Source organism: Buttiauxella noackiae ATCC 51607 (genome assembly GCF_001654865.1).
Classification (GTDB): Bacteria; Pseudomonadota; Gammaproteobacteria; order Enterobacterales; family Enterobacteriaceae; genus Buttiauxella; species Buttiauxella noackiae.
Window position 1 is genome coordinate 113,466 of the sequence record NZ_LXEO01000008.1, and the last position, 25,461, is coordinate 138,926.

The following is a 25,461-nucleotide window of genomic DNA, read 5'->3' on the forward strand; positions in this document are numbered from 1 at the left end:
AAAGCCAAAGATTAGGAGGAGTTAACAGACTTTATGTGACAAATGTTCGGAAAGTTGGCAAATCCGGCGGGCCATACCCCGAAAAATGAACAGATGCGCGGGGATCATCATCAACCAGTAGAATAAACCTGCGGTTCCATGGGGGTGCCACCAGGCGCGAACATCCAGGGTTCGATACTCACCGTGGTCACGTAGCGTGAAAGAAAGTCGCCCCAGCCCTGGTGCTTTCATACCAAATAACAGCGTCAGCTCTTTTTGCGGCTCAACAATAATCACTTTCCAACTATCGACGAGGTCGCCGACTTCGAGCATCTCCCGCTCCGGACGTCCTTTTGCCAGCCTGTGACCGACCAACAGATCCATATAGCCACGGGTTTTCCACAAAATATTGCCGAAGAAATATCCCTCTTTCCCACCTATCTGATTAACGACCTGCCACAAATCTGCCAGCTCAGCGCTCGTTTTTAGCGTGCAACCTGCCTGTTTTGGGAAGTAGCCATACTCTGGTCTCCAACGGGCAAATGCCTGGGCGTCATAACCCCAGTCCTGTGAATTCGCGAGTTTGTGTTCATCTTCAAGCGTTGCGCGCACAGCATCGTCAAAAGTGAGAAGTTTTTGCGGGATCAACCTGCGAAGGTCACGATCGTCGGCAAGCAGATCGTGCTTCAACCCCTGGATCAGCGCTTTGGCAATCGTTGGTGGCACCGAAGTGATCATGTTCAGGAACCATACTGAGATCCAACTGGTCGGCAACGGAATGGGGATAAGAGGGCGACGTTTACCGCTAATTGCCATAAAGCGCTCGAACTGCTGCTGATAGCTCAGTACTTCCGGGCCCGCGGCTTCGAAAACACGATTTTCCTGTGATGGATGATTGAGCAATTCAGTTAAATAATGCAGCAAATTTTCGAGGGCGATTGGTGTGGTGCGTGAGCGTACCCAGCGTGGAGGGGTGAGTACTGGTAGGTTATAAACCATATCGCGCATGACTTCGAAAGCGGCAGAACCTGCGCCGACAATAATACCAGCCCGAACCTCAGTGACCGGAACCCCGGCATCACGCAGAATATCGGCGGTGAGTTGGCGAGCACGAAGGTGTGCGGAATCACCGTCACCTTCAGCGGCTTGCAGTGAACTCAGAAAGATTAGCTGTTTTACAGGATGTTCTCGTAGCGCATCACGTAAATTGAGTGCAGCCTGGCGTTCATGGGCAACGAAATCAGCACCGTCACCCATGCTATGTACCAGGTAGTAAAGTGTATCGATGTTTTCCAGCAATGCGGGAAGCGTTCCCGGCCACTGTAAATCAACATGTCGGCAAATGACACCAGGCCAGGGTTGCTTTTCCAGCCACTCTACACGCCTTGCGGCAGCAGTAACATGATGCCCGGCAGCGGCAAGCTTTGGCACCAGATGTTGGCCTATATAGCCGCTGGCACCGAGCACCAGAATGTTTTGTGGCTGTGTCATCGTCCGTGACCTCTGTTTAGCGCTGTAAAAAAGTCTGCCAGTGAGAAACCACCTCGGCCAACTGTTCACGGTTCACATCAAGGTGAATCACCAGGCGAGTTACCGGGCCTGCACTCATCAAAACACCACGTTCTTTCATGAATTTACCGAGGCTTTCCGCTTGTTCAACCGGCACGCGTACAAACACCATATTGGTGTCCTGACGAGAGACATCAACACCGATTTCACGCAATTCACCAGCCAGCCAATGGGCGTTGTCGTGGTCTTCTTTGAGACGCTGGACGTTATTCTGAAGTGCGTATAAACCTGCTGCTGCCAGAATACCGGCCTGGCGCATACCGCCGCCGACCATTTTACGCCAGCGTGTCGCACGTTTGATGTACTCGTGGCTGCCGACTAACAGTGAACCGACAGGCGTCCCCAGTCCTTTAGAGAGGCAAATCGTGAAGGTATCGCAGTAACGCACGACTTCTTCAAGTGTGCAGCCATACTCCACGACGGCGTTAAAAATACGCGCGCCGTCAACATGCAAAGCCAGGTTGTGATTGCGGCTAAATTCCCAGGCCTGCTTCAAATACTCACGCGGTAAAACTTTGCCGTTATGAGTGTTTTCAAGGCTAAGTAATTTGGTGCGCGCAAAGTGGATATCGTCAGGTTTGATTTTCGCGGCCACTTTATCGAGCGGGAGCGAACCGTCTGGGTTTGCATCAATTGGCTGCGGCTGAATACTGCCTAAAACCGCGGCACCGCCTGCTTCGTAGAGATAGTTGTGGGCAAGTTGCCCGACAATATACTCTTCGCCGCGCTCGCAATGACTCAGCAGCGCCACCAGGTTTGCCTGGGTGCCGGTTGGCAGAAACAGCGCTGCTTCTTTGCCGCTGATTTTAGCGGCGTAATCCTGGAGTTCGTTGACCGTTGGGTCATCACCGTAAACGTCGTCGCCGGTTGGTGCGGCCATCATACGTTTGAGCATTTCATCGCCCGGGCGGGTTACGGTGTCGCTGCGCAAATCAATCACGGTGAATCCTTGTTTTTATCCATAATAAACCTCTGTTTTACCGGAACCAGTTGGTTTTCGCCAGTTCGATAACCTCATCGCCACGTCCGCTGATGATGGCGCGCAGCATATACAGGCTGAACCCTTTGGCCTGTTCCAGCTTGATTTGCGGCGGAATGGCTAACTCATCTTTAGCGACCACAACGTCAACTAACACCGGGCCGTTGATGCTCATCGCGCGTTGCAGAGCGCTATCAAGGTCGGCAGCTTTTTCCACTCGAATACCCGTGATGCCGCATGCGGTGGCGATATTGGCAAAGTTGGTATCGTGTAATTCTGTGCCGTCTGTCAGGTAGCCACCGGCTTTCATTTCCATTGCCACAAAGCCCAGTACGCTGTTGTTAAACACCACAATTTTGATCGGCAGCTTCATCTGAACGACGGAAAGAAAATCCCCCATCAGCATACTGAAGCCACCGTCACCGCACATGGCGATAACCTGCCGCTCTGGTGCGGTCGCTTTTGCGCCCAGTGCTTGTGGCATGGCGTTGGCCATAGAACCATGGGTAAACGAACCAATCAGTCTGCGTTTGCCGTTCATTTTCAGATATCGAGCAGCCCAAACGGTAGGTGTACCGACGTCACAGGTGAAAATGGCATCTTCATCAGCGTACTGGCTAATTTGCTGCGCGACATATTGCGGATGAATAACGTCGCTATCGCCGGGCTTAGCCAGTTCGTCCAGGCTTTCTCGGGCTTCACGGTAATTATCCAGCGCTTTATCGAGGAAACTGCGGTCGGTTTTTTCTTCAAGAAGTGGAATGAGCGCCGCAAGTGTCGCTTTGATATCGCCGACCAGTGCCATATCCACTTTACTGTGCGCGCCGATGCTGCCGGGGTTGATATCAATCTGAATGATCTTCGCATCGGTCGGGTAGAAGGCGCGATAGGGGAATTGGGTGCCGAGCAGGATCAGCGTGTCGGCGTTCATCATGGTATGGAAGCCCGACGAAAAACCAATTAGTCCGGTCATGCCAACATCATAAGGATTATCGTATTCAATGTGTTCTTTACCACGTAACGCGTGAACAATCGGCGCTTTAAGCGTGGCGGCAAACTGCACCAGTTCTTCATGCGCGCCAGCACAACCGCTGCCGCACATGAGCGCGATATTGTCATTGTAACGTAATAGCTGTGCCAGTTTTTTCAGCTCGTCGTGCGGTGGAATAATCACTGGCTGTGGTGCGGGATACCAGTGCGTGCTGGCGGTTTCCGGAGCGGGTTTAAGCGCCACGTCACCGGGTAAAACGACGACCGAAACGCCTCTGTTTAATACCGCTTTACGCATTGCAATCGCAAGAACCTGGGGAATTTGTTCCGGGGATGACACCAGCTCACAATAATGGCTGCATTCGCGGAACAACTCTTCGGGGTGCGTCTCCTGAAAATAACCGCTACCGATTTCGCTGGAAGGAATATGAGCGGCAATCGCCAGCACCGGCACGCGGTTACGGTGGCAATCGAATAAACCGTTAATTAAATGGAGATTTCCCGGTCCACATGAACCTGCGCACACCGCCAGTTCACCAGAAAGATGGGCTTCAGCACCCGCGGCAAAAGCGGCTACTTCTTCATGACGTGTCGGCATCCATTGAATGGTGCCCATCCGGTTGAGGCTGTCACTTAGCCCATTCAGGGAATCGCCAGTGACACCCCAAATTCGTTTTACTCCAGCACTTTCGAGGGTTTTTGCCAGATAAGCGGCTACTGTCTGTTTCATCGATTTTCCTTGTCACGATTCAGTTATCGTAAACAAGCTTAGTCAATGAAATGAGAGGAGGAGGGCAGAAAGTGCCACCCAGGAACTGGGCGGCATGTTTTAGATCAAGCGAGAACCAAATCCCCTTGCGGGTGGCACGAACAAGCCAGCACATAGCCGTTCGCGATTTCTGCTTCGGTCAGTGTCATCGTGCTGCTTACGGTGTAATCCCCGGATTCAATTTTGGTTTTGCAACTACCACATACACCTGCACGGCACGCAGCATTGACCGGAACGCTATTGCTTTCCATCGCTGCCAGCAGAGTGCTACCTACCGGGGCATAGAACTCACGCATAGGTTTCAGTGTGGTAAATTTCAAACCGCTATTTACTGGTGCCGCGACAGGAGTGAAGAATTTTTCGTGATAGAAATCGGTAACACCGAGCGCTTTCACTTCTTTTTCCACCATCTCCATGTACGGAGCCGGGCCGCAAGTCATCACGGTGCGAGAAGCAATATCCGGAACGGCTTCAAGAATCTGGCGACTCAGGCGGCCAGCAATGAAACCGTGCGTTGCATTGTTTTCAGCAACCAGCGTGACCGGGTAGTCGCGCCACTCTTCGGCAAAGATGACATCTTCCGGTGAGCGCACGTTGAAAATCACCTGAACATCAGCCTGTGGGCGGTGTTTTGCCAGCCAGCGGCGCATCGACATAATCGGTGTTACGCCACAACCTGCCGCCATCAACAAATAGCGGTCCGTTGTCAGATTTTCGCAAGTGAATTCCCCCTGGCCTTCAGACAGCCACAGGTAATCGCCGACTTTTACTTCATTGGTCAACCAACCAGAACCAACGCCATTCTCGATACGACGGATAGTCAGCGTAACGAACGGGCTGATTCCCGGGGTGGAAGAAATTGTGTACGCGCGCAGCGTTTCATCACTGTTACGAATACTCACCAGTGCATACTGCCCAGCTTTGTATGGATAGAAGTCGTGATTGATTAACGACAGCGTCCAGACATCCGGCGTTTCCTGATGAATATGATGTACCTGCATACGATACGGGCACATTGGCGTTGGCATAGTCATGGTTTCTCCTTATGCACCCATCAGCTGTTTGATGTCTTCTTCAACGGTGGTGATGGCGCGCAGGCCAAATTTCTCGTTGAGGATAGCCAGCAGATTTGGTGTCAGGAAACCTGGTGCAGTTGGGCCTGTCACGATATTGGTCACGCCCAGAGACAGCAGGGTCAGCAGAACAACAATCGCTTTCTGCTCAAACCAGGACAGAACCAGGCTCAGCGGCAGGTCGTTTACGCCACAACCGAGTTTCTCGGCAAGAGTCACGGCCAAAATGATTGCAGAGTAAGAGTCGTTACATTGACCTGCATCGACCAAACGTGGCAGACCTTCGATGTTGCCGAAGTCCAGTTTGTTGAAGCGGTATTTACCACAAGCCAGAGTCAGGATCAGGCAATCTTCTGGAACGCTGGTCGCGAAATCAGTGAAGTAGCTACGCTCACCGCGTTCGCCATCACAGCCGCCAACCAGGAAGATGTGACGCAGTTTTTCACGGCTTACCAGGTCAATCAGGGTGTCAGCTGCGCCCAGCAGAGTCTGACGACCGAAACCTACGGTGATCAGGTGTTCGATTTCGCTGTACGGGAAGCCTGCCATTTGCTGCGCCTGGGTGATGACTGATGTGAAATCATCGCCTTCGAGGTGGCTAACGCCCGGCCAGCCAACAATGCTGCGCGTCCAGATACGGTCTGCATAAGAACCCACTTCTGGGTTGATGATGCAGTTTGAAGTCATCACTATTGGACCAGGGAAACGTGCGAACTCGGTCTGTTGGTTCTGCCAGCCGCTGCCGTAGTTACCGACCAGGTGTTTGAATTTACGCAGTTCTGGATAGCCGTGTGCTGGCAGCATTTCACCGTGGGTGTAGACATTTACGCCTGTCCCTTCGGTTTGTTCCAGCAGGTGGAACAGATCTTTAAGGTCGTGACCGGAAATCAATACACATTTGCCCGCAACTGGACGCACGTTAACCTGGGTCGGAGTTGGGTGACCGTATTTCTCGGTTTCGCCGTGATCCAGAATGCTCATCACTTTGAAGTTCATCTGGCCGATTTCCATGGAGCACTCAAGCAGTGCGCCCATGTCTGCAGGCCAGGTACCCAGCCATGCCATAATTTTGTGGTATTGAGCGTAGACGTCGTTGTCGTACTGACCCAGAACGTGTGCGTGTTCCATGTACGCCGCAGCGCCTTTCAGGCCGTACAGGCACAGCAGACGCAGGCCAAGAATATCTTCACCAATTTCTGCTTTGTCGCGGTTTGGCGCGAATTCACCAGCCTGACGTTGCAGGTCGCCTAAATCATTGCTGACCAATTGCAGATCGGCCATTGGGTTAGCCACAGTAATGTCGGCGTTAACTGCCAGGGCGCGAGCTTTCAAGCTTTCACGCAGGGCGATTGCTTCCTGCGCGTAACCGACGATGCGCGGGGAGTCGAAGTTAACGTTGGTCAAAGTAGAGAAGAAAGCGCGTGGCGCAAAGCTATCAACTTCATGGTCGATAATGCCAACTTCACGTGCGGCAATGGCCCATGCAGACAGCCCTTGCAGCGAAGCAATCAGCAGATCCTGGAGATCTGAAGTTTCGGCAGTTTTGCCACACATACCCTGCGCGTAAGAGCAGCCGTTGCCCGCTGGGGTGCGGATTGTTTGTTCACATTGCACACAAAACATGATCGTACCTTTTAAAGTTATATTTAATATACATGTTTAAGGTTATGCTCAGTGTCGCGCGGGGAAAAGAGATTTTTTATGCAACTTAAATGGATATTGATATAGCGCAATTTTGGCGGCAGGAGCCTACCGCCAACGAGGTATCAGGAAGCGAAAAATGCCATTAGCAGAGGTGTCAGCAAGCTGAGAATGAACCCGTGAACAATCGCCGCCGGAACAATTTCCAGCCCACCGCTGCGTTGCAGCACAGGAAGGGTAAAGTCCATTGACGTTGCGCCAGACAAGCCGAGAGCGGTTGAGCGGCTACGGCGTACCAATCCGGGAATTAACATGATGGCAATGAGCTCGCGCGCCAGATCGTTAAAGAATGCCGCACTGCCAATGACTGGCCCGTAGGATTCCGTCATCAAAATACCCGACAGTGAATACCAGCCGAATCCTGATGCCATCGCTAAACCTGTCTTAATCGGCAGGTCGAGAATAAAGGCATTTATAACACCACCAGCAAGTGAGCTGAGTGCCACGACAACTGCCACGATCATCCCGCGCCGATTAAGTACAATCTGCTTTAACGTCATACCGCTATTACGCAGTTGGATACCTACCAGCAGCAACAGGAATATCAGTGTGTATTCGCTGGCGTCGGTCGCGTGATGCAGAATTGTCCAGCCAGTCAGGCCAAGCAGAAAACCCGCTACCACCACGAAACATAGTTTTAGTGATTCCAGCGCCATCGCAATTCGTGAAGGGAGTTTTTCTTGTTCATGATTGTGTCGCCATGGAATGGAACGCTCAAGCCAAAGCAGTGCAGCAGCATTGCAGAGCAATAACACCACAACGGTGACCGCGGCGTAATGAAGGATTGCTAGCAGGTTACTTGCCAGGTTATCGAGAAATGCGAGGCTGATGCCCATGAAAAATAAAATGACATACACAATCCAGCTCAATAGGCGATTAATGAGCTTTAACAGACTGGTTTGTTTCAGAGGAATCAGATAACCGATAATCAGCGGCACTAAGATAATTAACAATCCCGAAAACATGGTGCGGAAAATCCTTGCGATAGAAGTAACGACGTATGTCACACTACCCAAAGAAAGAGAATGAGTAAAGCTACGAAAAAAAAGGATTTTTATGCAGGTTTAGGATTTGGGGCAGGGCAGGTAAATACAGCGCCACCAGCCAAATTGCAGCCGGTGACCCTGGAATCAAATCAGTTACGTTTTTCCAGCAATGTCCGGTAGATAACGCCACCCAGGATACCGCCAATGATTGGCATCACCCAGAACAGCCACAATTGTTGTAATGCCCAACCGCCCTGGAAGATAGCAACGGCAGTACTACGTGCCGGGTTCACAGAGGTATTGGTGACTGGAATACTAATCAGGTGAATCAAAGTTAACGCAAGGCCAATAGCGATAGGTGCAAAGCCCGCTGGTGCAAACTTATCAGTTGCGCCATGAATCACAATCAAGAAGCCACAAGTCAAAACAATTTCAATAATGATTGCTGACAGCATGGAATAATGGTCTGGTGAATGTTCGCCATAGCCATTGGAGGCAAAACCGCTTGCCGCTGCATCAAAGCCACTTTTACCGCTGGCAACCAAATAAAGAATACCGGCTGCAACAATACCGCCAATGACTTGCGCCACAATATAGCCAATAACATCTTTAGCCGGGAAACGACCGCCAGCCCACAAGCCCAAAGTGACTGCTGGGTTAAAGTGGCCGCCAGAAATATGACCTACTGCATAAGCCATAGTTAATACGGTTAAACCAAATGCTAATGCCACACCGACAAAACCAATCCCCAATTCAGGATATGCCGCAGCCAGTACCGCACTCCCACAACCACCGAATACCAACCAGAATGTGCCAAAGAATTCTGCCGCTAATTTCCTGAACATAACCACCTCTGCAATTTCATAAAGATGAATCACGGGCGAGGCAAATAACCGCACCTACCCGATTATTGTTTGTTACAACCAGTAGTGATGTAACGTTAATAATAAAAGAGCAGTGATATTAATGAGTTCTGTAATTCAGAACTACCCTATTAAATCCTAAAAATTTGATGTAGGGCAATGAGATGGCATTCCTTTCAAAGGTAACACGGTGGAAGTATAGAAGAGTTTTTCAAGAAATAAGAGTTGTCTTAGATTAAAAGCACTTTATGACATTGCTGTGAAACAACAGAGAATTAAGCGAAGAATTAATCCTTTTAGTATTAAATAAAAGAAATATGGAAAAGGTCATCGCCGCCTGCTACACGATAAATAACGCACGAAGCTAACCTGCCGCCTCGAGTATGAAGAGTATATACTCGAGCTATACAGTCAGATGCGGAAGCTAAAGGAAAGCATTAACCAATCTGGAGGGATTATGTTTCTCGAGCGTGTAGAGATTGTCGGATTCAGGGGTATTAACCGTCTATCGTTAATGCTTGAGCAAAATAACGTGTTGATTGGCGAAAACGCATGGGGTAAATCCAGCCTGCTGGATGCGCTCACTTTGTTGTTGTCACCGCATGAAACTCTCTATCACTTCAGTCGTGATGATTTCTATTTTCCTCCGGGAGACCTTCAAGGCCGGGAACACCATTTACACATTGTGCTGACCTTTCGGGAAACAGCACCTGGCCACCATCTCGGGCGGCGTTACCGCTCACTGGAGCCTGTTTGGGCCGAAGGGAATGATGGTTTCCATCGCATCATGTATCGTCTGGTCGGTGAGCTTGCAGCAGATGGTTCGATTCTGACGCTACGCAGCTTCCTTGATAACAACGGCCACTCCGTTGAGCTTGATGATATTGATACGCTTGCCAGGCAAATTATCCGTCTCAACCCCGTGTTACGCTTGCGTGACGCGCGATTTATGCGCCGCCTACGCAACGACAGCATCCCGGTAATGCCAGAAACTGAAATGACGGCCCGCCAGCTTGATTTCCTTGCTCGTGAACTGGTGTCTCGTCCGCAAAATCTCACCGATGCACAGTTGCGCCAGGGGCTTTCGGCTATGGTGCAATTGCTTGAACACTATTTTTCAGAGCAAGGTGCTACGGCCCATCAGCGTTTGTTACGACGCCGTTCGCATGATGAGCAACGTAGCTGGCGTTATCTGGATGTCATCAACCGTATGATAGATAAACCCAATAGTCGTGCTCATCGCATGATCTTATTGGGAATGTTTTCAACACTTCTGCAAGCAAAAGGAAGCGTGGCGCTTGATAAAGATGCCCGCCCGCTGTTGCTGGTGGAAGATCCTGAAACACGTCTGCATCCCATTATGCTGTCAGTGGCCTGGCATTTATTAAATCTGCTGCCGCTACAAAAAATCACCACCACCAATTCTGGTGAACTGTTATCACTCACGCCCGTTGAGAATGTCTGTCGTCTGGTGCGTGAATCCTCAAAAGTTGCCGCCTGGCGGCTCGGCCCTGGCGGGATGAATGCCGAAGACAGTCGTCGTATCGCATTTCATATCCGTTTCAATCGGGCCTCATCGCTGTTTGCTCGCTGCTGGTTGTTAGTCGAGGGGGAAACGGAGGTGTGGGTGATGAACGAACTGGCGCGCCAGTGCGGGCACCATTTCGATGCCGAAGGGGTGAAAGTCATCGAGTTTGCGCAGTCCGGCCTGCGGCCACTAATTAAGTTTGCGCGGCGTATGGGCATTGAATGGCATGTATTGGTTGATGGTGATGAAGCCGGTAAAAAATATGCCTCCGTGGTGCGTGGCATTCTGGAAAATGATCGTGACCAGGAGCGCGATCATCTGACGACGCTACCTGCGATGGACATGGAGCATTTCATGTATCGCCAGGGGTTTGCTGATGTTTTCCATCGCGTGGCGCAACTTCCCGAAAATGTGCCGATGAATATGCGGCGCGTGATTGTAAAAGCTATTCATCGTTCTTCTAAACCCGACCTGGCAATTGAAGTTGCGATGGAGGCGGGTAGGCGTGGTGTTGAGTCAGTGCCGTCATTGCTACGTAAAATGTTCTCACGGGTGCTTTGGCTTGCGCGTGGCCGGGCTGATTAGCCCGGCAGTTGCTTAAAACTGCTGCTCAATTTGCGCCATCATCTCGTCGAGTAAACTGTAGCGGCGGCGATACTCAGCGCGTTTTTTGCTGGCGATATCCTCAAGGGGTTTGCGAGCCACGCTCAAAGGCATATTAAAGAAACCTTCTGGTAATAACTCACCACTCATCGATTGCCAGAAGCTATCGTAATCGGCATGGATTTTATCTTTCTTCTTTTTCGCGTAACGCCACGAGCGATAGATATGCGAGCTATTGCTGACCGCAAGGATTCTTTTCGCTTCCAAATGGCGTGCCAGTTGGCAGGCAGCTTCAAGAACCAGGCGTTTTGGGAACAATCCGTGACAGGCTTTCGTGGCGACCTGGATATATTCATGGGGCACGTCGCTTTGGGCTCCCTGCAATCCGCCGATAAAAAGTGTCTTTTGGCCCTGATACTGGCACAAAGTGAAGGTTAATCCAGCAAGCGCAATCCCGTCCTGACGGGTGAACGTCAATGTCGCTTCACCTTCTTTGTCGAGATTGGCGATGGCGCAAAAATTCAGGTAGTAGAAGCATTCATCTTTACCCGTTATGGTTGCCAGGAGCGCCCCTTTTTCTGAAAAGTGCTGCTGTAGTAGGGTTACAGGCAGAGCATGGGTCAGCTCGTTGTAGTGGAAAGACAATGCATTCACCACCGCCTTGCGGTTAAAATTCGTTGTTAAATAAGGGCGATGGATGCGACAGGGTAAACCAGGCTGCACGCTAAGTAGCTTTTCAAGCCAGGGCTGATGGGATAAATCGCTTAGTAAGTGCGCCGTAGCCAACGGGTTAACGAGCGATCGCAGGACAAACTTGCGCCGGTAAGACGGGTTTTTCCACGCGCTGCCAGGCGTCCATTGTCCCTTTGCCAGACAAAGAAACAGCTGCCAGCCACTGAGTTGCGGTGCTGAAATAAGTTCGTCTACGGTAATTGGCGACATGATTGAAACCTGATTGATAAAGAATGATGTAATTTCACCACCCATAAGTTCAATGAATGTTCAATCAGCGGCCGGAGAACCGAAGGCTCGCTATTTTTGTTGAGACTTTATTTAATTAGCCAGTTTGTTTGCAGGATACCTATGAGACTCAAGGGAAAAATAAAAAAACGTTATTGGCTTCTGGGCCTGTTGATTCTGCTGTTGGGCGTCTGGCTTTGGCAATTTCTCAACGCGCCAGCGCCGGTTTATCAGACCATGATTGTGCGCAAAGGCGAGCTGCAACAAAGCGTGCTGGCGACCGGCAAGCTGGATGCGTTGCGTAAAGTTGACGTGGGTGCGCAGGTCAGCGGGCAGCTAAAAACGCTGTCGGTGAATATTGGCGATAAAGTGAAAAAAGATCAGCTGTTGGGGGTTATCGATCCCGAACAGGCGCAAAACCAGATCAAAGAAGTTGAGGCTACGCTGATGGAGTTGCGAGCGCAGCGACGCCAGGCTGTAGCGCAGGCAAAACTTGCGCAGGTGACGTTAAATCGCCAACGGGCGCTGGCAAAAACGCAGGCTGTTTCGCAACAGGATCTGGATACTGCCGTAACCGATCTGGAAGTCAGGCAGGCACAAATCGGCACCATTGATGCACAAATCAAACGTAATCAGGCTTCATTAGACACCGCAAAAACTAACCTTGATTACACGCAGATCGTGGCACCGATGGCCGGTGAAGTCACTGAAATCACCACTAAACAAGGCCAGACGGTAATTGCGGCTCAGCAAGCGCCGAACATTCTGACGCTTGCCGATCTCAGCACGATGCTGGTGAAAGCCCAAGTTTCTGAAGCGGACGTCATTCACCTGAAGCCCGGCCAAAAAGCATGGTTTACGGTGCTTGGCGATCCGTTGACGCGCTATGAAGGTGTGTTAATCGATATTTTGCCCACGCCGGTTAAAGTTAACGACGCGATATTTTATAACGCACGTTTTGAAGTCCCGAACCCGAAAGGTGTGCTGCGTCTGGAAATGACCGCACAGGTGCATATTCAACTCGGTGGTGTGAAAGATGTGTTAACCATACCGCTTGCAGCTCTGGGTGAGCCGGTTGGTGATAACCGTTATAAAGTTTCGGTTTTACGCAACGGTGAAACTCGCGACCGTGAAATTACCATCGGTATGCGTAATGACACTCAGGCGCAAGTTGCTACAGGCCTCACCGAAGGCGAAGAAGTAGTGATTGGGAAAAGCACTGCCGGGAGTGCACCATGACAGCACTGCTTGAGCTACGGGATATTCGCCGTAGCTATCCGTCGGGAGACGAACAAGTTGAAGTGCTTAAAGGCATCAATATCGCTATTGAAGCGGGTGAGATGGTGGCGATTGTCGGGGCGTCAGGCTCTGGCAAATCCACGCTGATGAATATTCTTGGCTGCCTCGATAAACCCAGCAGTGGCAGTTACAAAGTTGCCGGGCAGGATATCGCTCTGCTCGATAGTGACGCACTCGCCACGCTGCGGCGTGAGCACTTTGGTTTTATCTTCCAGCGCTACCATTTGCTTTCACACCTGAATGCGACGCAAAACGTCGAAGTACCCGCGGTGTATGCAGGTACGGCACGGGTTTATCGCCAGCAACGTGCGCGTGCATTGCTGATGCGCCTCGGGCTGACAGACCGTGTTGATTATCTCCCTTCGCAGCTTTCCGGTGGCCAGCAGCAGCGCGTCAGTATTGCCCGAGCGTTGATGAATGGCGGCCAGGTGATTCTTGCTGATGAACCAACCGGCGCGCTGGATAGTCACTCTGGTGAAGAGGTGATGGCGACGCTCAAACAACTGTGCGAGCAGGGGCATACGGTCATCATCGTGACCCACGACCCGAGTATTGCGGCTCAGGCGCAGCGTGTTATTGAAATTCGTGACGGCGAAATTATCAGTAACCCGCCTTCACTGGCGCAGCAACCCGGTGTGCCGAAAGAAGTGAAAATCCAGCCGACTTACTCGGCATTTCAGCAAACACTCAGTAGTTTCCGCGAAGCATTTACCATGGCCTGGCTTGCGTTGGCGGCGAATAAAATGCGCACGCTGTTGACCATGCTTGGGATTATTATCGGTATAGCTTCTGTGGTATCGATTGTCATCGTCGGTGATGCGGCAAAACAGATGGTGTTACAGGATATTCGCTCGATAGGTACCAATACGATTGATATCTATCCCGGTAAAGATTTTGGTGATGATGATCCACAGTATCAGCAAGCGCTGAAATACGACGACCTGGCAGCCATCAGCCAACAACCATGGGTCAGTTCCGCCACGCCTGCTCTTTCGAGCAACTTACGCTTACGCTATGGCAACGTTGATGCTGCCGCCAGCGTGAACGGTGTCAGTAGCCAATATTTTAACGTCTATGGCATGACTTTTAGCGAAGGTAATACCTTTAATGAAGAACAGTTGGCAGGGCGTGCGCAGGTTGTCGTGCTTGATAGAAACACCAAACGCCAGCTATTTCCTGATAAAGCCAAAGTTGTTGGCGAAATTATATTAGTGGGGAATATGCCCGCAACAGTGATTGGTGTGGCGCAGGAGAAGCAGTCGATGTTTGGCAGCAGTAAAATTCTGCGTGTCTGGCTGCCGTATAACACTATGGCTGGGCGCGTTATGGGGCAAAGCTGGCTGAATTCCATCACGGTGCGTGTCAAAGAAGGCTACAATAGCCACGAGGCCGAACAACAGCTCAATCGCTTGTTGCAGTTACGCCATGGTAAGAAAGATTTCTTCACCTACAACATGGATGGCCTGTTGAAAACGGCGGAAAAGACCACACGTACTCTTCAGATGTTCCTGACTTTGGTGGCGGTAATTTCGTTGTTGGTGGGTGGGATTGGCGTGATGAACATCATGCTGGTGTCAGTAACGGAGCGTACTAAAGAGATCGGTATTCGCATGGCAGTTGGCGCCAGGGCAAGCGATGTATTGCAGCAGTTTCTGATTGAGGCGGTGCTGGTGTGTCTGGTTGGCGGTGCGTTGGGGATCTCGCTATCTCTGCTTATTGCCTTCACATTGCAACTGGTTTTGCCGGGCTGGGAAATCGGTTTTTCACCCATGGCGTTGTTAACCGCATTTGCTTGTTCGACTGCGACGGGAATTATTTTTGGCTGGTTGCCGGCGAGAAATGCCGCAAGATTGAACCCGATTGATGCGCTGGCGCGTGAATAATTTTCATCTTTGGTATTACGTTTGGTTATAAAAATGCCAGCGTACAAGCTGGCATTTTGATTTAGGGATGTACACAATGAAACAAAGGGTCAGGCGACCGCAGCTTCGAGCTCCAGAGGCACAATCAAGCTAGCGTGATTGCCTTTTGGCCCCTGATGTACATCAAACCTGACTGTTTGCCCGGCTTTAAGCGTTCTGTAACCATCCATCTGAATGGTGGAGTAATGAGCGAAGATATCTTCGCCGCCGCCTTCAGGGCAGATAAAACCGAACCCTTTGGCGTTATTGAACCATTTAACTGTACCCGTCTCCATGCTTCTACATCCTTCGAAAATCTTATAAGTGAGATGGAATGAACCGGTGGGTGAGGGCGGGCTGTTCAAAACCTCGCCAACTCACGCTTGTACAATGTAGATAATTTAACCATGTCGTCAAGCGTTGCACGGGGGTGATCGATTGAAAATGAATCAAAAATTTGAAGCAGTTAACGCTATTGTGATTAATGTGACAGAGCTCTCTATTGTCAATTGCTGTCCCTTTTAAACACGATGAGTCACGTTAACTAAAAGCGTATTACACTCAACCTATGGGCTTCGCCTTAATGACAATGGGCGATTAAACATGATGACAATTTGCAATGGGTAAGACGAACGATTGGTTGGATTTCGACCAGCTGGTGGGTGACAAACTGCGCGAAGCGCTGAAACCACCATCGATGTATAAAGTTATGTTAATGAACGATGACTACACGCCGATGGAATTTGTTATTGACGTGCTGCAAAAGTTCTTTTCTTATGATGTAGAACGTGCAACGCAATTGATGCTCACTGTGCACTATCAGGGTAAAGCTATCTGTGGCATTTTTACTGCAGAAGTAGCAGAAACCAAAGTCGCGTTAGTGAACCAGTATGCAAGGGAGCATGAGCATCCGCTGCTGTGTACGCTAGAAAAAGCCTGAAGAAGGCAAAATTTGGGGGAGGTGCCTATGCTCAATCAAGAACTGGAACTCAGTTTAAATATGGCTTTCGCCAGAGCGCGCGAGCACCGACATGAGTTTATGACTGTCGAGCATCTGTTACTGGCTTTGCTCAGTAACCCATCGGCTCGCGAAGCGCTGGAAGCGTGTAGCGTAGATCTGGTGGCGCTGCGACAGGAACTCGAGGCCTTCATCGAACAAACCACACCGGTTCTGCCAGCCAGTGAAGAAGAGCGAGATACTCAACCTACGCTTAGCTTCCAGCGCGTGCTGCAACGTGCGGTGTTCCACGTCCAGTCTTCTGGTCGCAGTGAAGTCACAGGCGCAAATGTGCTGGTGGCTATCTTTAGCGAGCAGGAATCCCAGGCAGCGTACCTGCTGCGTAAACATGAAGTCAGCCGACTTGATGTGGTGAACTTCATCTCTCACGGTACACGTAAAGACGAACCTAATCAGGCACCGGGTGCAGAAAATCCGGTCAATGAAGAGCAAGCAGGCGGGGAGGAACGTATGGAAAACTTCACCACCAATCTCAACCAGCTTGCACGTGTGGGAGGGATCGATCCGCTGATTGGCCGCGAGAAAGAGCTTGAGCGCGCCATTCAGGTTCTGTGCCGTCGCCGTAAGAACAACCCGCTGTTAGTGGGTGAATCAGGCGTAGGTAAAACGGCGATTGCTGAAGGTCTTGCCTGGCGTATCGTGCAGGGTGACGTTCCGGAAGTGATTGCTGATTGCACTATTTACGCGCTGGATATTGGTTCGCTGCTGGCGGGCACTAAATATCGCGGTGACTTTGAGAAACGTTTCAAAGCGCTGCTTAAACAGCTTGAGCAGGATCAGAACAGCATCCTGTTTATTGATGAAATTCATACCATTATCGGTGCAGGTGCCGCGTCGGGTGGGCAAGTTGATGCCGCAAACTTGATCAAGCCGCTGCTGTCGAGTGGTAAGATCCGTGTTATCGGTTCAACCACTTACCAGGAATTCAGCAATATCTTTGAGAAAGACCGTGCTCTGGCGCGTCGCTTCCAGAAAATTGATATTACTGAGCCAAGCGTTGAAGAAACCGTTCAGATTATTAACGGCCTGAAACCGAAATACGAAGCGCACCATGACGTACGTTATACCGCGAAAGCGATTCGTGCGGCGGTGGAGCTGGCGGTGAAATACATCAATGACCGCCACCTGCCAGATAAAGCTATTGACGTTATCGACGAAGCGGGTGCCCGCAGCCGTCTGATGCCGGTGAGCAAGCGTAAGAAAACCGTGAATGTTGCTGACATCGAAACCGTGGTTGCACGTATTGCACGTATCCCGGAGAAGAGTGTTTCAGCAAGCGATCGCGATACGCTCAGAAGCCTTGACGATCGTCTGAAAATGCTGGTGTTTGGCCAGGATAAAGCCATTGAGGCATTAACCGAAGCCATCAAAATGAGCCGTGCTGGATTGGGCCATGATCACAAGCCTGTGGGTTCATTCCTGTTTGCCGGGCCAACGGGCGTCGGCAAAACGGAAGTCACCGTTCAGTTGGCGAAATCGCTGGGCATTGAGCTGTTGCGTTTTGATATGTCGGAATACATGGAACGCCACACAGTGAGCCGTTTGATTGGCGCACCTCCAGGTTACGTTGGTTTCGACCAGGGCGGCCTGCTGACGGATGCAGTGATTAAACATCCTCACTCTGTGTTGTTGCTCGATGAAATCGAAAAAGCGCACCCGGATGTCTTTAACTTGTTATTACAAGTAATGGATAACGGCACGCTGACCGATAACAACGGGCGCAAAGCCGATTTCCGTAACGTGATTCTGGTCATGACCACCAACGCCGGTGTGCGTGAAACCGAGCGTAAGTCTATTGGCCTGATTCGTCAGGACAACAGCACCGACGCGATGGAAGAGATCAAGAAGATCTTTACCCCGGAATTCCGTAACCGTCTGGATAACATTATTTGGTTCAACCATCTGTCTACAGATGTGATCCACCAGGTGGTCGACAAATTTATCGTTGAACTTCAGGTGCAGCTGGATCAGAAAGGGGTGTCTCTGGAAGTGAGCCAGGAAGCACGCGATTGGCTGGCAGAAAAAGGCTATGACCGTGCGATGGGTGCTCGTCCCATGACACGTGTTATTCAGGACAACCTGAAAAAACCACTCGCTAACGAGCTATTATTTGGTTCACTGGTGGATGGTGGACAGGTAACGGTGGCACTGGATAAAGAGAATCAGAAACTGATTTATAATTTCCATAGTGCGCAGAAACATAAACCGGAAGCTGCTCATTAATTTTAAATATATACCCAAAGTATTACGGGTATAAAAAAAGGCCAGGTCATTGACCTGGCCTTTCTATTATTAAATTGTTTACGCCGCCTGTTTATCACGCAGCGTTAAATAAAACTATCAGCGACTACGGAAGACAATGCGGCCTTTGCTCAGGTCGTACGGGGTCAGCTCTACAGTGACTTTGTCACCCGTCAGGATGCGGATATAGTTTTTACGCATTTTACCGGAGATATGAGCGGTTACCACGTGCCCGTTTTCCAGCTCAACGCGGAACATGGTGTTAGGTAACGTATCAAGAACGGTACCCTGCATTTCAATATTGTCTTCTTTGGCCATCTAATCCTCGAGGGTATCACTACCATAGTTTTGAACCGGCAAGATAATGCCCAAGTTCACGTATCATGTAAAGAATTGTTGGTGAAATCACCAGCGAAAGTGCAATTTGCGCATTACCCAAAACCCACTCAAAAGCTGCACTGTTGGCGCTTACGATGAGGGCTGCGAAGAGATAAACGATGGGCGATCCCTGTTAAAGCTAATCCCAAACGGCGGCGGGGTAATGAGCAGAGCTCACTCTGCGGGGCTAATTATAACACTCTTAACAGTAATGTGCCGTAAACATTATCGTTACGACAGTATTTGTGGCACCCAGCAATAAGATGCAAGATGCTGCGGACGAAAAGTAGACAAATGCTCCAGATATTCACGACGAGGAATTTCAATCGCTCCCAATGATGCGGTATGGGCATTTAGCACCTGGCAATCAATCAGCTTGCCACCATAACTGAGAAAGTGTTGGCAGAAGACCAGCAGCGCCGTTTTTGAAGCATTTTCCCTGCGGCTGAACATGGATTCACCACAAAACAGAGATCCTTGTGCAACACCATATACTCCGCCAACCAATTCTTTATCTTCCCAGACTTCAATCGAATGGGCGTGGCCTAATTCATGAAGCCGTTTATAGGCGTCGATGATTTCAGGGGTAATCCAGGTTCCTTCGTCGCGATCGTCAGCGCACTCGCTGATCACACGCTCGAAAGCATGATTCAGGGTCACCCGATATGGGGAGTTGCGGTGAAAACGCTTCATGCTGCGACTAAGGTGAAACTGATCCGGAAAAAGCACCGCGCGCGGGTCTGGCGACCACCATAAAATGGGGTCACCAGGGGAGAACCATGGAAAGATGCCGCGCTGATAAGCCATCAGCAAACGAGCCGGGCTTAAGTCTCCCCCGAGCGCCAGTAACCCATTAGGTTCACGCAACGCGCCTTCCGGTGAGGGGAAGGCGATTGAGTCACGGGAAAGCTGAATAAGGCGCATGACGTCCAAACTCCAGGGGGCAGTAAATATTGATAATAGACCAATTACACAGCCTACAAACGCTGGTGGAAATGATAATAACGCCCACCGCTGGCCATTAAATCTGGGTGATTACCTTGCTCAATAATTTGCCCGTTGTCCATCACAATTATGCTGTCGAAATTAGCGAGTCCACGCAGGCGATGGGTAACCATCAGCACGGTCTTTTCTTTGGTCACTTCGGCCAGCAAATCAAGTATCTGGCGCTCTGTTTCAGCATCCAGACCCTCAGTTGGTTCGTCCAATAAGAACAGAGGGGCATCGTGTAATAACGCACGTGCAATCGCCAGTCGACGTAACTCGCCGCCAGACAGCTGTCGGCCACCTTCACCAAGCCAGCTATTGAGACCAGCATCTTCTAATAACTTCTCAAGACCAACGCGGGTCAGGATACTGCTGAGTTGTTCATCGCTGGCCTGCGGAGCTGCAAGCAGTAAGTTATCGCGCAATGTGGCGCTAAACAGATGTACACGTTGTGATACGACGCTCGTGGCAGCACGCAAAGCCGTTTCATCAAATTGACTTAAGGCTTCGCCATTAATACGAATTTCGCCGTGGTGTGGTTCCCAGGCGCGAGTAAGTAACTGGAGTAGAGTGGATTTCCCACAGCCAGTGCGCCCCAGAATCGCGACATGTTGTCCTGCATCGACTTTAAGCGAGATACCGCGTAACGCCATCTGCGACTGGTCAGGATAAGCAAAGCTCAGATTGTTGATATCCAGCGCTACGCGTTCAGGAACGGCATGAGGTTGCTCAGTGAACACCACTTCTGGTTTTTGGCTAGTGATTTCCGTAACGCGCAGTGCCGAGGTAATCACCTGGCCCAGATGTTGAAACGCACCGGTGACCGGAGCCAGGGCTTCGAAAGAGGCAAGGGCACAGAACACAAACAACGCGATAAGCGCGCCAGGTGTGGTATTCCCGCCAACACCCGCCGCAGCCATCCACAGCATCAATATTACTGCCGCGCCGCTAATAAGCAGCATCACGGCTTGCGAGAGAGCCGTAAGCTCAGCCTGGCGGCGCTGTGCTTCTTGCCAGCGATCTTCAGTCGCTTCGAGTTGCTGGCGATAACGCTGGGTAGCGCCAAAAATGGTTAACTCTGCGTGGCCCTGTAGCCATGCTGTGAGTTGCTGACGGTATTGTCCACGTTGGACAGTGATTGCCTCACCGGTTGATTTTCCAGCGAAATAAAACACCGGCGGTAACAACACTAACGTCGCCAGTAAGATAGCGCCGAGCGTAAGCGCCAACTCTACATCGAGCCAGCTTAAACCGAAGGTCACCACGACGATCACGACAAACGCGCCAACCATCGGAGAAATCACGCGCAGGTAAAGATGGTCAAGGGTGTCGACATCAGCAACCAGGCGATTAAGTAATTCGCCCTGACGAAAGCGTGCCAGTCCGGCAGGGGAGAGCGGAAGCAGTTTGCTAAAAGTGGAGACGCGCAAATGTTGAAGCACGCGGAACGTCGCATCATGGCTGACCAGACGTTCAAAGTAACGCCCTGCGGTACGCGTAATTGCACCACCACGCACACCAGCGGCAGGCAGCATATAGTTAAAACTATAAATGCCCGCTACGCCGACAACGGCCGAGGCTGACAGGAACCAGCCCGAAAGCGTCAGAAGCCCAATACTTGCCAGTAGCGTGATAATTGCCAGCACCACGCCAAGCGTCAGCAGCCATTTATGGCGACAATAAAGCGCCAGGTAGGGTAGTAAAGCGCGCATTAAATCTCCTCCTGGCGATGAGCCAGTAACGTGGCAAACGGGCCTTCCTGAGAGGCAAGCGTTGCGTAATCTCCTTGCTGCACGATACGACCATCACGCATCACCCACACCTCGTCCCAGCCGCTGATGTAGTCCAACTGGTGCGTTACCATTAACGTCGTTTGTTGACGGGAAGCGTCACTTAAAGCATCCATTACTCGCTGCTCGCTGTGAGCGTCCAGGCTTGCGGCTGGTTCATCCAGCAGTAACAATCCGCATGGCATCAATAAGGCGCGTGCTACGGCGACACGTTGTGCCTGGCCGACCGATAAGCGTGCAGCAGCTTCGCCAAGAGGTGTATCAATACCTTGCGGTAACAACGGCAGGAATTCGCTGACAGAGGCTTTTTCCAGTGCGGTAGCTAATTGTTCAGAGCTCGCATCTGGGGCACTCAACAGCACGTTTTCGCGGATGGTTGGAGCCGGAAGTTGTGGGTTTTGCCCAACCCAACTGAGTTGTTCGCGCCACCATTTAGGTTCAAGCTCTGAAAGCTCAATACCGTTGACCAGCAACTGCCCTTGATAAGGTAAAAAGCCAGATAACACATTGAGCAGTGAGCTTTTACCCGCACCACTTTGCCCAACCAAAACGACGCGTTGGTTGCCTGAAAGAGTGAAGTTCAGAGGCCCTGCGAGAACTTTTTCTTCGGTCGACAGGATAACTAAATCACGCGCTTCAATGCAGATAGGTTCGTTGCAATTAAATTGTGCACTGCCTTTTTTACGTTCCTGCAATGGTGCATCGAGGAATGTCATCAGGCTATCAGCTGCACCTACGGCTTGTGCTTTAGCGTGATAGAAAGTGCCTAAATCGCGTAGCGGTTGGAAAAACTCAGGAGCGAGAATCAGGGCCAGAAAACCAGCAAACAGAGTCACGCCGGTGCTGTAATGGCCGAAGTTAAGTTCGCCCAGATAGGAGAAGCCGAAGTAAACCGCAACCACCGCGATTGAAAGTGAGGCGAAGAACTCCAGTACGCCGGATGAGAGGAACGCAAGGCGTAAAACTTCCATAGTACGCTGGCGGAAATCCTGCGAAGCAACACGGATATTTTCTGTTTCCGCGCTACCACGGTTAAACAAGCGAAGTGTTTCCATACCACGTAGGCGGTCAAGGAAATGTCCGCTCAGTCGTGCAAGCGCCTGGAAGTTACGGCGGTTCGCATCTGCAGCCCCCATACCTACCATCGCCATAAACAGCGGGATAAGCGGTGCGGTGCAAAGCAAAATCAACGCAGCGACCCAGTTGGATGGGAAAATTACGATTAAAATCAGTACCGGAACCATCACCGCAAGCGACATCTGTGGCAGGTAACGGGCGTAATAATCGTGCATATCTTCAATCTGTTCGAGAACCAGCGTTGCCCAACTGCCGACAGGTTTACCCTGAATTGAGGCAGGACCGGCTTCATGCACGCGGTCGAGCACTTTACGGCGTATTTCCTGCCGAATATGAAGCCCGGCGTAGAAACCGACTTTTTCTCGCAGCCATACGACCCAGGCTCGTAATACAAAAATCAGAATCAGGATAACGAACAGCAGAAGCAAAGCTTCACGCGGTATGTTTTCCATAATCATATGCTGCAACATCCTGGCTAAAATCCAGGCCTGAGCAACGATTAATAGCCCACTGACCAAACCCAAAAAACGGGAAAGCCCCAGCCAGCGGCGCGAGATAATACTTTGTGTTTTTAGCCAGCGGCTAAGTTCTTTTTGACGGGTTTTATTCATGGTTGCCAGTGCAGGTAAATGATGAATTATCAGGCAAAATTTGCGGGCAATGTTACAACGCAGGCAAAAGAAAGGCGACTTATTCAGTCGCCTTTACGTATCTTCAAATTGTCGCTATGGATTACGAGAGTTACTTATTCTGTTCGGCGAGTCCGTCCAGGTAACGCTCAGCATCTAATGCAGCCATACATCCTGTGCCTGCAGAGGTAATTGCCTGGCGGTAGATATGGTCCATAACATCACCTGCGGCAAATACACCAGGTATGCTGGTTTGCGTGGCATTACCGTGGATACCGGACTGCACTTTGATGTAACCATTCTCCAGCTCTAGCTGACCGTCAAAAATCCCAGTGTTCGGGCTGTGGCCGATAGCAACAAACAGCCCTGCAACTTCTAACTCTTCCGTCTGGTCAGTGTTATGCGCATCGCGCAGACGCAAACCACTAACACCCATTTGATCGCCAGTGACTTCATCCAGCGTGCGGTTAGTGTGAAGTACGATATTACCGTTCTTCACCTTATCCATCAGGCGATTAATAAGGATTTTCTCCGCACGGAAGCTGTCGCGGCGGTGAATCAAATGCACTTCAGAGGCAATGTTTGCCAGATAAAGCGCTTCTTCAACTGCGGTGTTACCGCCGCCGATGACTGCAACTTTTTGATTGCGGTAGAAGAAACCATCGCAGGTAGCGCAGGCGGAAACGCCACGGCCTTTAAATGCCTCTTCTGAAGGCAGCCCCAGGTAACGTGCTGAAGCGCCGGTTGCGATGATCAACGCATCACACGTGTATTCACCACTGTCACCCGTCAGACGGAATGGACGATTCTGGAGATCAACTTTAGAAATGTGATCGAACAGAATTTCGGTTTCGAATTTAGTTGCGTGTTCGTGCATGCGCTCCATCAGAGCGGGGCCAGTCAGGTCATTTGGATCACCCGGCCAGTTCTCGACTTCGGTCGTAGTGGTCAATTGGCCACCTTTTTCCATCCCGGTAATTAAAACGGGCTTGAGGTTGGCGCGCGCCGCGTAGACTGCTGCGGTGTAGCCCGCAGGGCCGGAGCCAAGAATTAGCAATTTACTGTGTTTAGCGGTGCCCATGAGATCCTCATTGTTCGTTGGCAGACAATCGAGGGATTGTAGGGAATTTGGCGGGTTAAAAAAAGGGTGCAACGATTTTGTTAACTATATGTGCAATAGCTCAACTCAATCAGCCATTGCTGAACGCATATAAAACGCATAAAAATCCGTCTAAATAGGGTAATTAGTCACGCAGGTAAAGTGATGAATAATCATCAACTGCCCCGGATATATGGCACGTTCCACTAAATTTCGATGTTTTGCTTTGACAATCCGCTAAGCATTTGCGAAAACATTCGAGGAAGAAAAACATTTGGTATGAGAGCAGTAAAATAATCACGCATACCTGATGCAATTTTACCGGGTTATTGAAATCTACTCATGGCGTGGACAGACGCCATGAGTGATGTCGATGGCAGCCGTTGGGCACCGGTCTTCTCACGTACACCCGGAACAGTGACGTTGACCGGGTTATGGCAGGTGAAGGAAGGAACACAGAGAGACAATAATAATGGTAGATAGTAAGAAGCGCCCTGGCAAAGATCTCGACCGCATCGATCGTAACATTCTTAATGAGCTACAGAAGGATGGGCGTATTTCCAACGTCGAGCTTTCGAAGCGTGTTGGGCTTTCACCGACTCCGTGCCTTGAGCGCGTGCGTCGTCTGGAACGACAGGGTTTCATTCAGGGCTATACCGCTCTGTTGAACCCGCATTATCTGGATGCATCACTTCTGGTTTTTGTTGAGATTACTCTGAATCGTGGCGCGCCAGATGTGTTTGAGCAATTTAACGCCGCAGTGCAAAAACTTGAAGAAATTCAAGAGTGTCATTTGGTATCCGGTGATTTCGACTATTTGTTGAAGACTCGTGTGCCTGATATGTCTGCGTACCGCAAATTACTAGGCGAGACCTTGTTGCGACTGCCGGGTGTGAACGATACCCGTACCTATGTGGTCATGGAAGAGGTCAAACAGAGCAATCGTCTGGTTATTAAGACCCGTTAACACGGGCCAGGTGCAAAATCTGCGTATTTTGGTTACACTCCTGGTCATTCATACAGCCACAGTGCCGGGAATGCC

Annotated in this window: 20 protein-coding genes; 6 read left to right on the forward strand and 14 right to left on the reverse strand. The window is 50.6% G+C overall.

Annotated elements, in window-relative coordinates:
• Positions 1-21: 21 nt before the first annotated feature.
• The 7 genes from M979_RS02885 to aqpZ form a co-directional block, all read right to left on the reverse strand.
• Entirely contained in the window at positions 22-1,470 is a 1,449-nt protein-coding gene (locus M979_RS02885) for an SDR family oxidoreductase (protein WP_064553631.1), read from the reverse strand.
• Positions 1,471-1,486: 16 nt separating this feature from the next.
• Entirely contained in the window at positions 1,487-2,488 is a 1,002-nt protein-coding gene (gene ltaE, locus M979_RS02890; RefSeq protein ID WP_064553633.1) for a low-specificity L-threonine aldolase, read from the reverse strand.
• Positions 2,489-2,525: 37 nt separating this feature from the next.
• Entirely contained in the window at positions 2,526-4,247 is a 1,722-nt protein-coding gene (gene poxB / locus M979_RS02895) for a ubiquinone-dependent pyruvate dehydrogenase (RefSeq protein ID WP_034456419.1), read from the reverse strand.
• Between the two features lie 104 nt (positions 4,248-4,351).
• On the reverse strand, positions 4,352-5,320 hold the full coding sequence (gene hcr / locus M979_RS02900) for an NADH oxidoreductase (protein WP_064553635.1): 969 nt from the start codon (positions 5,318-5,320) through the stop codon (positions 4,352-4,354).
• Positions 5,321-5,329: 9 nt separating this feature from the next.
• Entirely contained in the window at positions 5,330-6,982 is a 1,653-nt protein-coding gene (gene hcp / locus M979_RS02905; protein WP_064553637.1) for a hydroxylamine reductase, read from the reverse strand.
• A 143-nt stretch (positions 6,983-7,125) separates the two neighbouring features.
• On the reverse strand, positions 7,126-8,025 hold the full coding sequence (locus tag M979_RS02910) for a LysO family transporter (protein WP_064553639.1): 900 nt from the start codon (positions 8,023-8,025) through the stop codon (positions 7,126-7,128).
• 170 nt (positions 8,026-8,195) lie between these two features.
• Complete coding sequence (gene aqpZ, locus M979_RS02915) at positions 8,196-8,891, reverse strand: aquaporin Z (RefSeq protein ID WP_034456414.1); 696 nt, start codon at positions 8,889-8,891, stop codon at positions 8,196-8,198.
• Between the two features lie 475 nt (positions 8,892-9,366).
• Here aqpZ and M979_RS02920 point away from each other — a divergent pair, with 475 nt between their 5' ends.
• The gene (locus M979_RS02920; protein ID WP_034456412.1) at positions 9,367-11,022 is read left to right on the forward strand and encodes an ATP-dependent endonuclease; all 1,656 of its coding nucleotides are present in this window, start codon (positions 9,367-9,369) and stop codon (positions 11,020-11,022) included.
• A 12-nt stretch (positions 11,023-11,034) separates the two neighbouring features.
• Here the strand turns inward: M979_RS02920 and M979_RS02925 are convergent, their stop codons facing one another.
• Positions 11,035-11,982 (reverse strand): VirK/YbjX family protein, encoded by a 948-nt coding sequence (locus M979_RS02925; protein WP_064553772.1) that lies wholly within the window; start codon positions 11,980-11,982, stop codon positions 11,035-11,037.
• Between the two features lie 141 nt (positions 11,983-12,123).
• Here M979_RS02925 and macA point away from each other — a divergent pair, with 141 nt between their 5' ends.
• Both macA and macB read left to right on the forward strand, forming a co-directional pair.
• Positions 12,124-13,239, forward strand: coding sequence for a macrolide transporter subunit MacA (macA, locus tag M979_RS02930; protein ID WP_064553641.1), 1,116 nt, complete (start codon positions 12,124-12,126; stop codon positions 13,237-13,239).
• Positions 13,236-15,182, forward strand: coding sequence for a macrolide ABC transporter ATP-binding protein/permease MacB (macB, locus tag M979_RS02935; protein WP_064553643.1), 1,947 nt, complete (start codon positions 13,236-13,238; stop codon positions 15,180-15,182). Before macA ends, macB begins: the two co-directional genes overlap by 4 nt.
• Positions 15,183-15,271: 89 nt before the next feature.
• On the opposite strand, the gene cspD is transcribed toward macB, so the two are convergent.
• On the reverse strand, positions 15,272-15,496 hold the full coding sequence (cspD, locus tag M979_RS02940; RefSeq protein WP_034456407.1) for a cold shock-like protein CspD: 225 nt from the start codon (positions 15,494-15,496) through the stop codon (positions 15,272-15,274).
• Between the two features lie 323 nt (positions 15,497-15,819).
• On the opposite strand from cspD, the gene clpS reads away from it, so the two are divergent.
• On the forward strand, positions 15,820-16,140 hold the full coding sequence (clpS, locus tag M979_RS02945; RefSeq protein ID WP_034456405.1) for an ATP-dependent Clp protease adapter ClpS: 321 nt from the start codon (positions 15,820-15,822) through the stop codon (positions 16,138-16,140).
• Between the two features lie 27 nt (positions 16,141-16,167).
• Complete coding sequence (gene clpA, locus M979_RS02950) at positions 16,168-18,441, forward strand: ATP-dependent Clp protease ATP-binding subunit ClpA (RefSeq protein ID WP_034456403.1); 2,274 nt, start codon at positions 16,168-16,170, stop codon at positions 18,439-18,441.
• Between the two features lie 117 nt (positions 18,442-18,558).
• Here the strand turns inward: clpA and infA are convergent, their stop codons facing one another.
• The 5 genes from infA to trxB all read right to left on the reverse strand — a co-directional run bounded on the left by infA (position 18,559) and on the right by trxB (position 24,401).
• Positions 18,559-18,777, reverse strand: coding sequence for a translation initiation factor IF-1 (gene infA, locus M979_RS02955; protein ID WP_002211347.1), 219 nt, complete (start codon positions 18,775-18,777; stop codon positions 18,559-18,561).
• 291 nt (positions 18,778-19,068) lie between these two features.
• Entirely contained in the window at positions 19,069-19,761 is a 693-nt protein-coding gene (gene aat, locus M979_RS02960; RefSeq protein ID WP_034456400.1) for a leucyl/phenylalanyl-tRNA--protein transferase, read from the reverse strand.
• Positions 19,762-19,814: 53 nt separating this feature from the next.
• A complete protein-coding gene (gene cydC, locus M979_RS02965) occupies positions 19,815-21,536 on the reverse strand; it encodes a heme ABC transporter ATP-binding protein/permease CydC (protein WP_034456398.1) in 1,722 nt (573 codons plus the stop codon).
• A complete protein-coding gene (cydD, locus tag M979_RS02970; RefSeq protein WP_064553644.1) occupies positions 21,536-23,302 on the reverse strand; it encodes a heme ABC transporter permease/ATP-binding protein CydD in 1,767 nt (588 codons plus the stop codon). Before cydD ends, cydC begins: the two co-directional genes overlap by 1 nt.
• A gap of 130 nt (positions 23,303-23,432) precedes the next feature.
• On the reverse strand, positions 23,433-24,401 hold the full coding sequence (trxB, locus tag M979_RS02975) for a thioredoxin-disulfide reductase (protein ID WP_064517474.1): 969 nt from the start codon (positions 24,399-24,401) through the stop codon (positions 23,433-23,435).
• Positions 24,402-24,891: 490 nt separating this feature from the next.
• Between trxB and lrp the strand changes: the two genes are divergently transcribed.
• Entirely contained in the window at positions 24,892-25,386 is a 495-nt protein-coding gene (gene lrp, locus M979_RS02980) for a leucine-responsive transcriptional regulator Lrp (RefSeq protein WP_000228469.1), read from the forward strand.
• The last annotated feature ends 75 nt before the right edge of the window (positions 25,387-25,461 follow it).

What these genes read in the sequence shown, in the direction of transcription:
- cydD (WP_064553644.1), bottom strand. Translation starts at nt 23,302, where the DNA reads ATGAATAAAACCCGTCAAAAAGAACTTAGCCGCTGGCTAAAAACACAA.
- infA (WP_002211347.1), bottom strand. Translation starts at nt 18,777, where the DNA reads ATGGCCAAAGAAGACAATATTGAAATGCAGGGTACCGTTCTTGATACG.
- macA (WP_064553641.1), top strand. Translation starts at nt 12,124, where the DNA reads ATGAGACTCAAGGGAAAAATAAAAAAACGTTATTGGCTTCTGGGCCTG.
- M979_RS02885 (WP_064553631.1), bottom strand. Translation starts at nt 1,470, where the DNA reads ATGACACAGCCACAAAACATTCTGGTGCTCGGTGCCAGCGGCTATATA.
- trxB (WP_064517474.1), bottom strand. Translation starts at nt 24,401, where the DNA reads ATGGGCACCGCTAAACACAGTAAATTGCTAATTCTTGGCTCCGGCCCT.
- hcr (WP_064553635.1), bottom strand. Translation starts at nt 5,320, where the DNA reads ATGACTATGCCAACGCCAATGTGCCCGTATCGTATGCAGGTACATCAT.
- cydC (WP_034456398.1), bottom strand. Translation starts at nt 21,536, where the DNA reads ATGCGCGCTTTACTACCCTACCTGGCGCTTTATTGTCGCCATAAATGG.
- aqpZ (WP_034456414.1), bottom strand. Translation starts at nt 8,891, where the DNA reads ATGTTCAGGAAATTAGCGGCAGAATTCTTTGGCACATTCTGGTTGGTA.
- poxB (WP_034456419.1), bottom strand. Translation starts at nt 4,247, where the DNA reads ATGAAACAGACAGTAGCCGCTTATCTGGCAAAAACCCTCGAAAGTGCT.
- lrp (WP_000228469.1), top strand. Translation starts at nt 24,892, where the DNA reads ATGGTAGATAGTAAGAAGCGCCCTGGCAAAGATCTCGACCGCATCGAT.
- hcp (WP_064553637.1), bottom strand. Translation starts at nt 6,982, where the DNA reads ATGTTTTGTGTGCAATGTGAACAAACAATCCGCACCCCAGCGGGCAAC.
- macB (WP_064553643.1), top strand. Translation starts at nt 13,236, where the DNA reads ATGACAGCACTGCTTGAGCTACGGGATATTCGCCGTAGCTATCCGTCG.
- M979_RS02925 (WP_064553772.1), bottom strand. Translation starts at nt 11,982, where the DNA reads ATGTCGCCAATTACCGTAGACGAACTTATTTCAGCACCGCAACTCAGT.
- M979_RS02920 (WP_034456412.1), top strand. Translation starts at nt 9,367, where the DNA reads ATGTTTCTCGAGCGTGTAGAGATTGTCGGATTCAGGGGTATTAACCGT.
- cspD (WP_034456407.1), bottom strand. Translation starts at nt 15,496, where the DNA reads ATGGAGACGGGTACAGTTAAATGGTTCAATAACGCCAAAGGGTTCGGT.
- clpA (WP_034456403.1), top strand. Translation starts at nt 16,168, where the DNA reads ATGCTCAATCAAGAACTGGAACTCAGTTTAAATATGGCTTTCGCCAGA.
- M979_RS02910 (WP_064553639.1), bottom strand. Translation starts at nt 8,025, where the DNA reads ATGTTTTCGGGATTGTTAATTATCTTAGTGCCGCTGATTATCGGTTAT.
- clpS (WP_034456405.1), top strand. Translation starts at nt 15,820, where the DNA reads ATGGGTAAGACGAACGATTGGTTGGATTTCGACCAGCTGGTGGGTGAC.
- aat (WP_034456400.1), bottom strand. Translation starts at nt 19,761, where the DNA reads ATGCGCCTTATTCAGCTTTCCCGTGACTCAATCGCCTTCCCCTCACCG.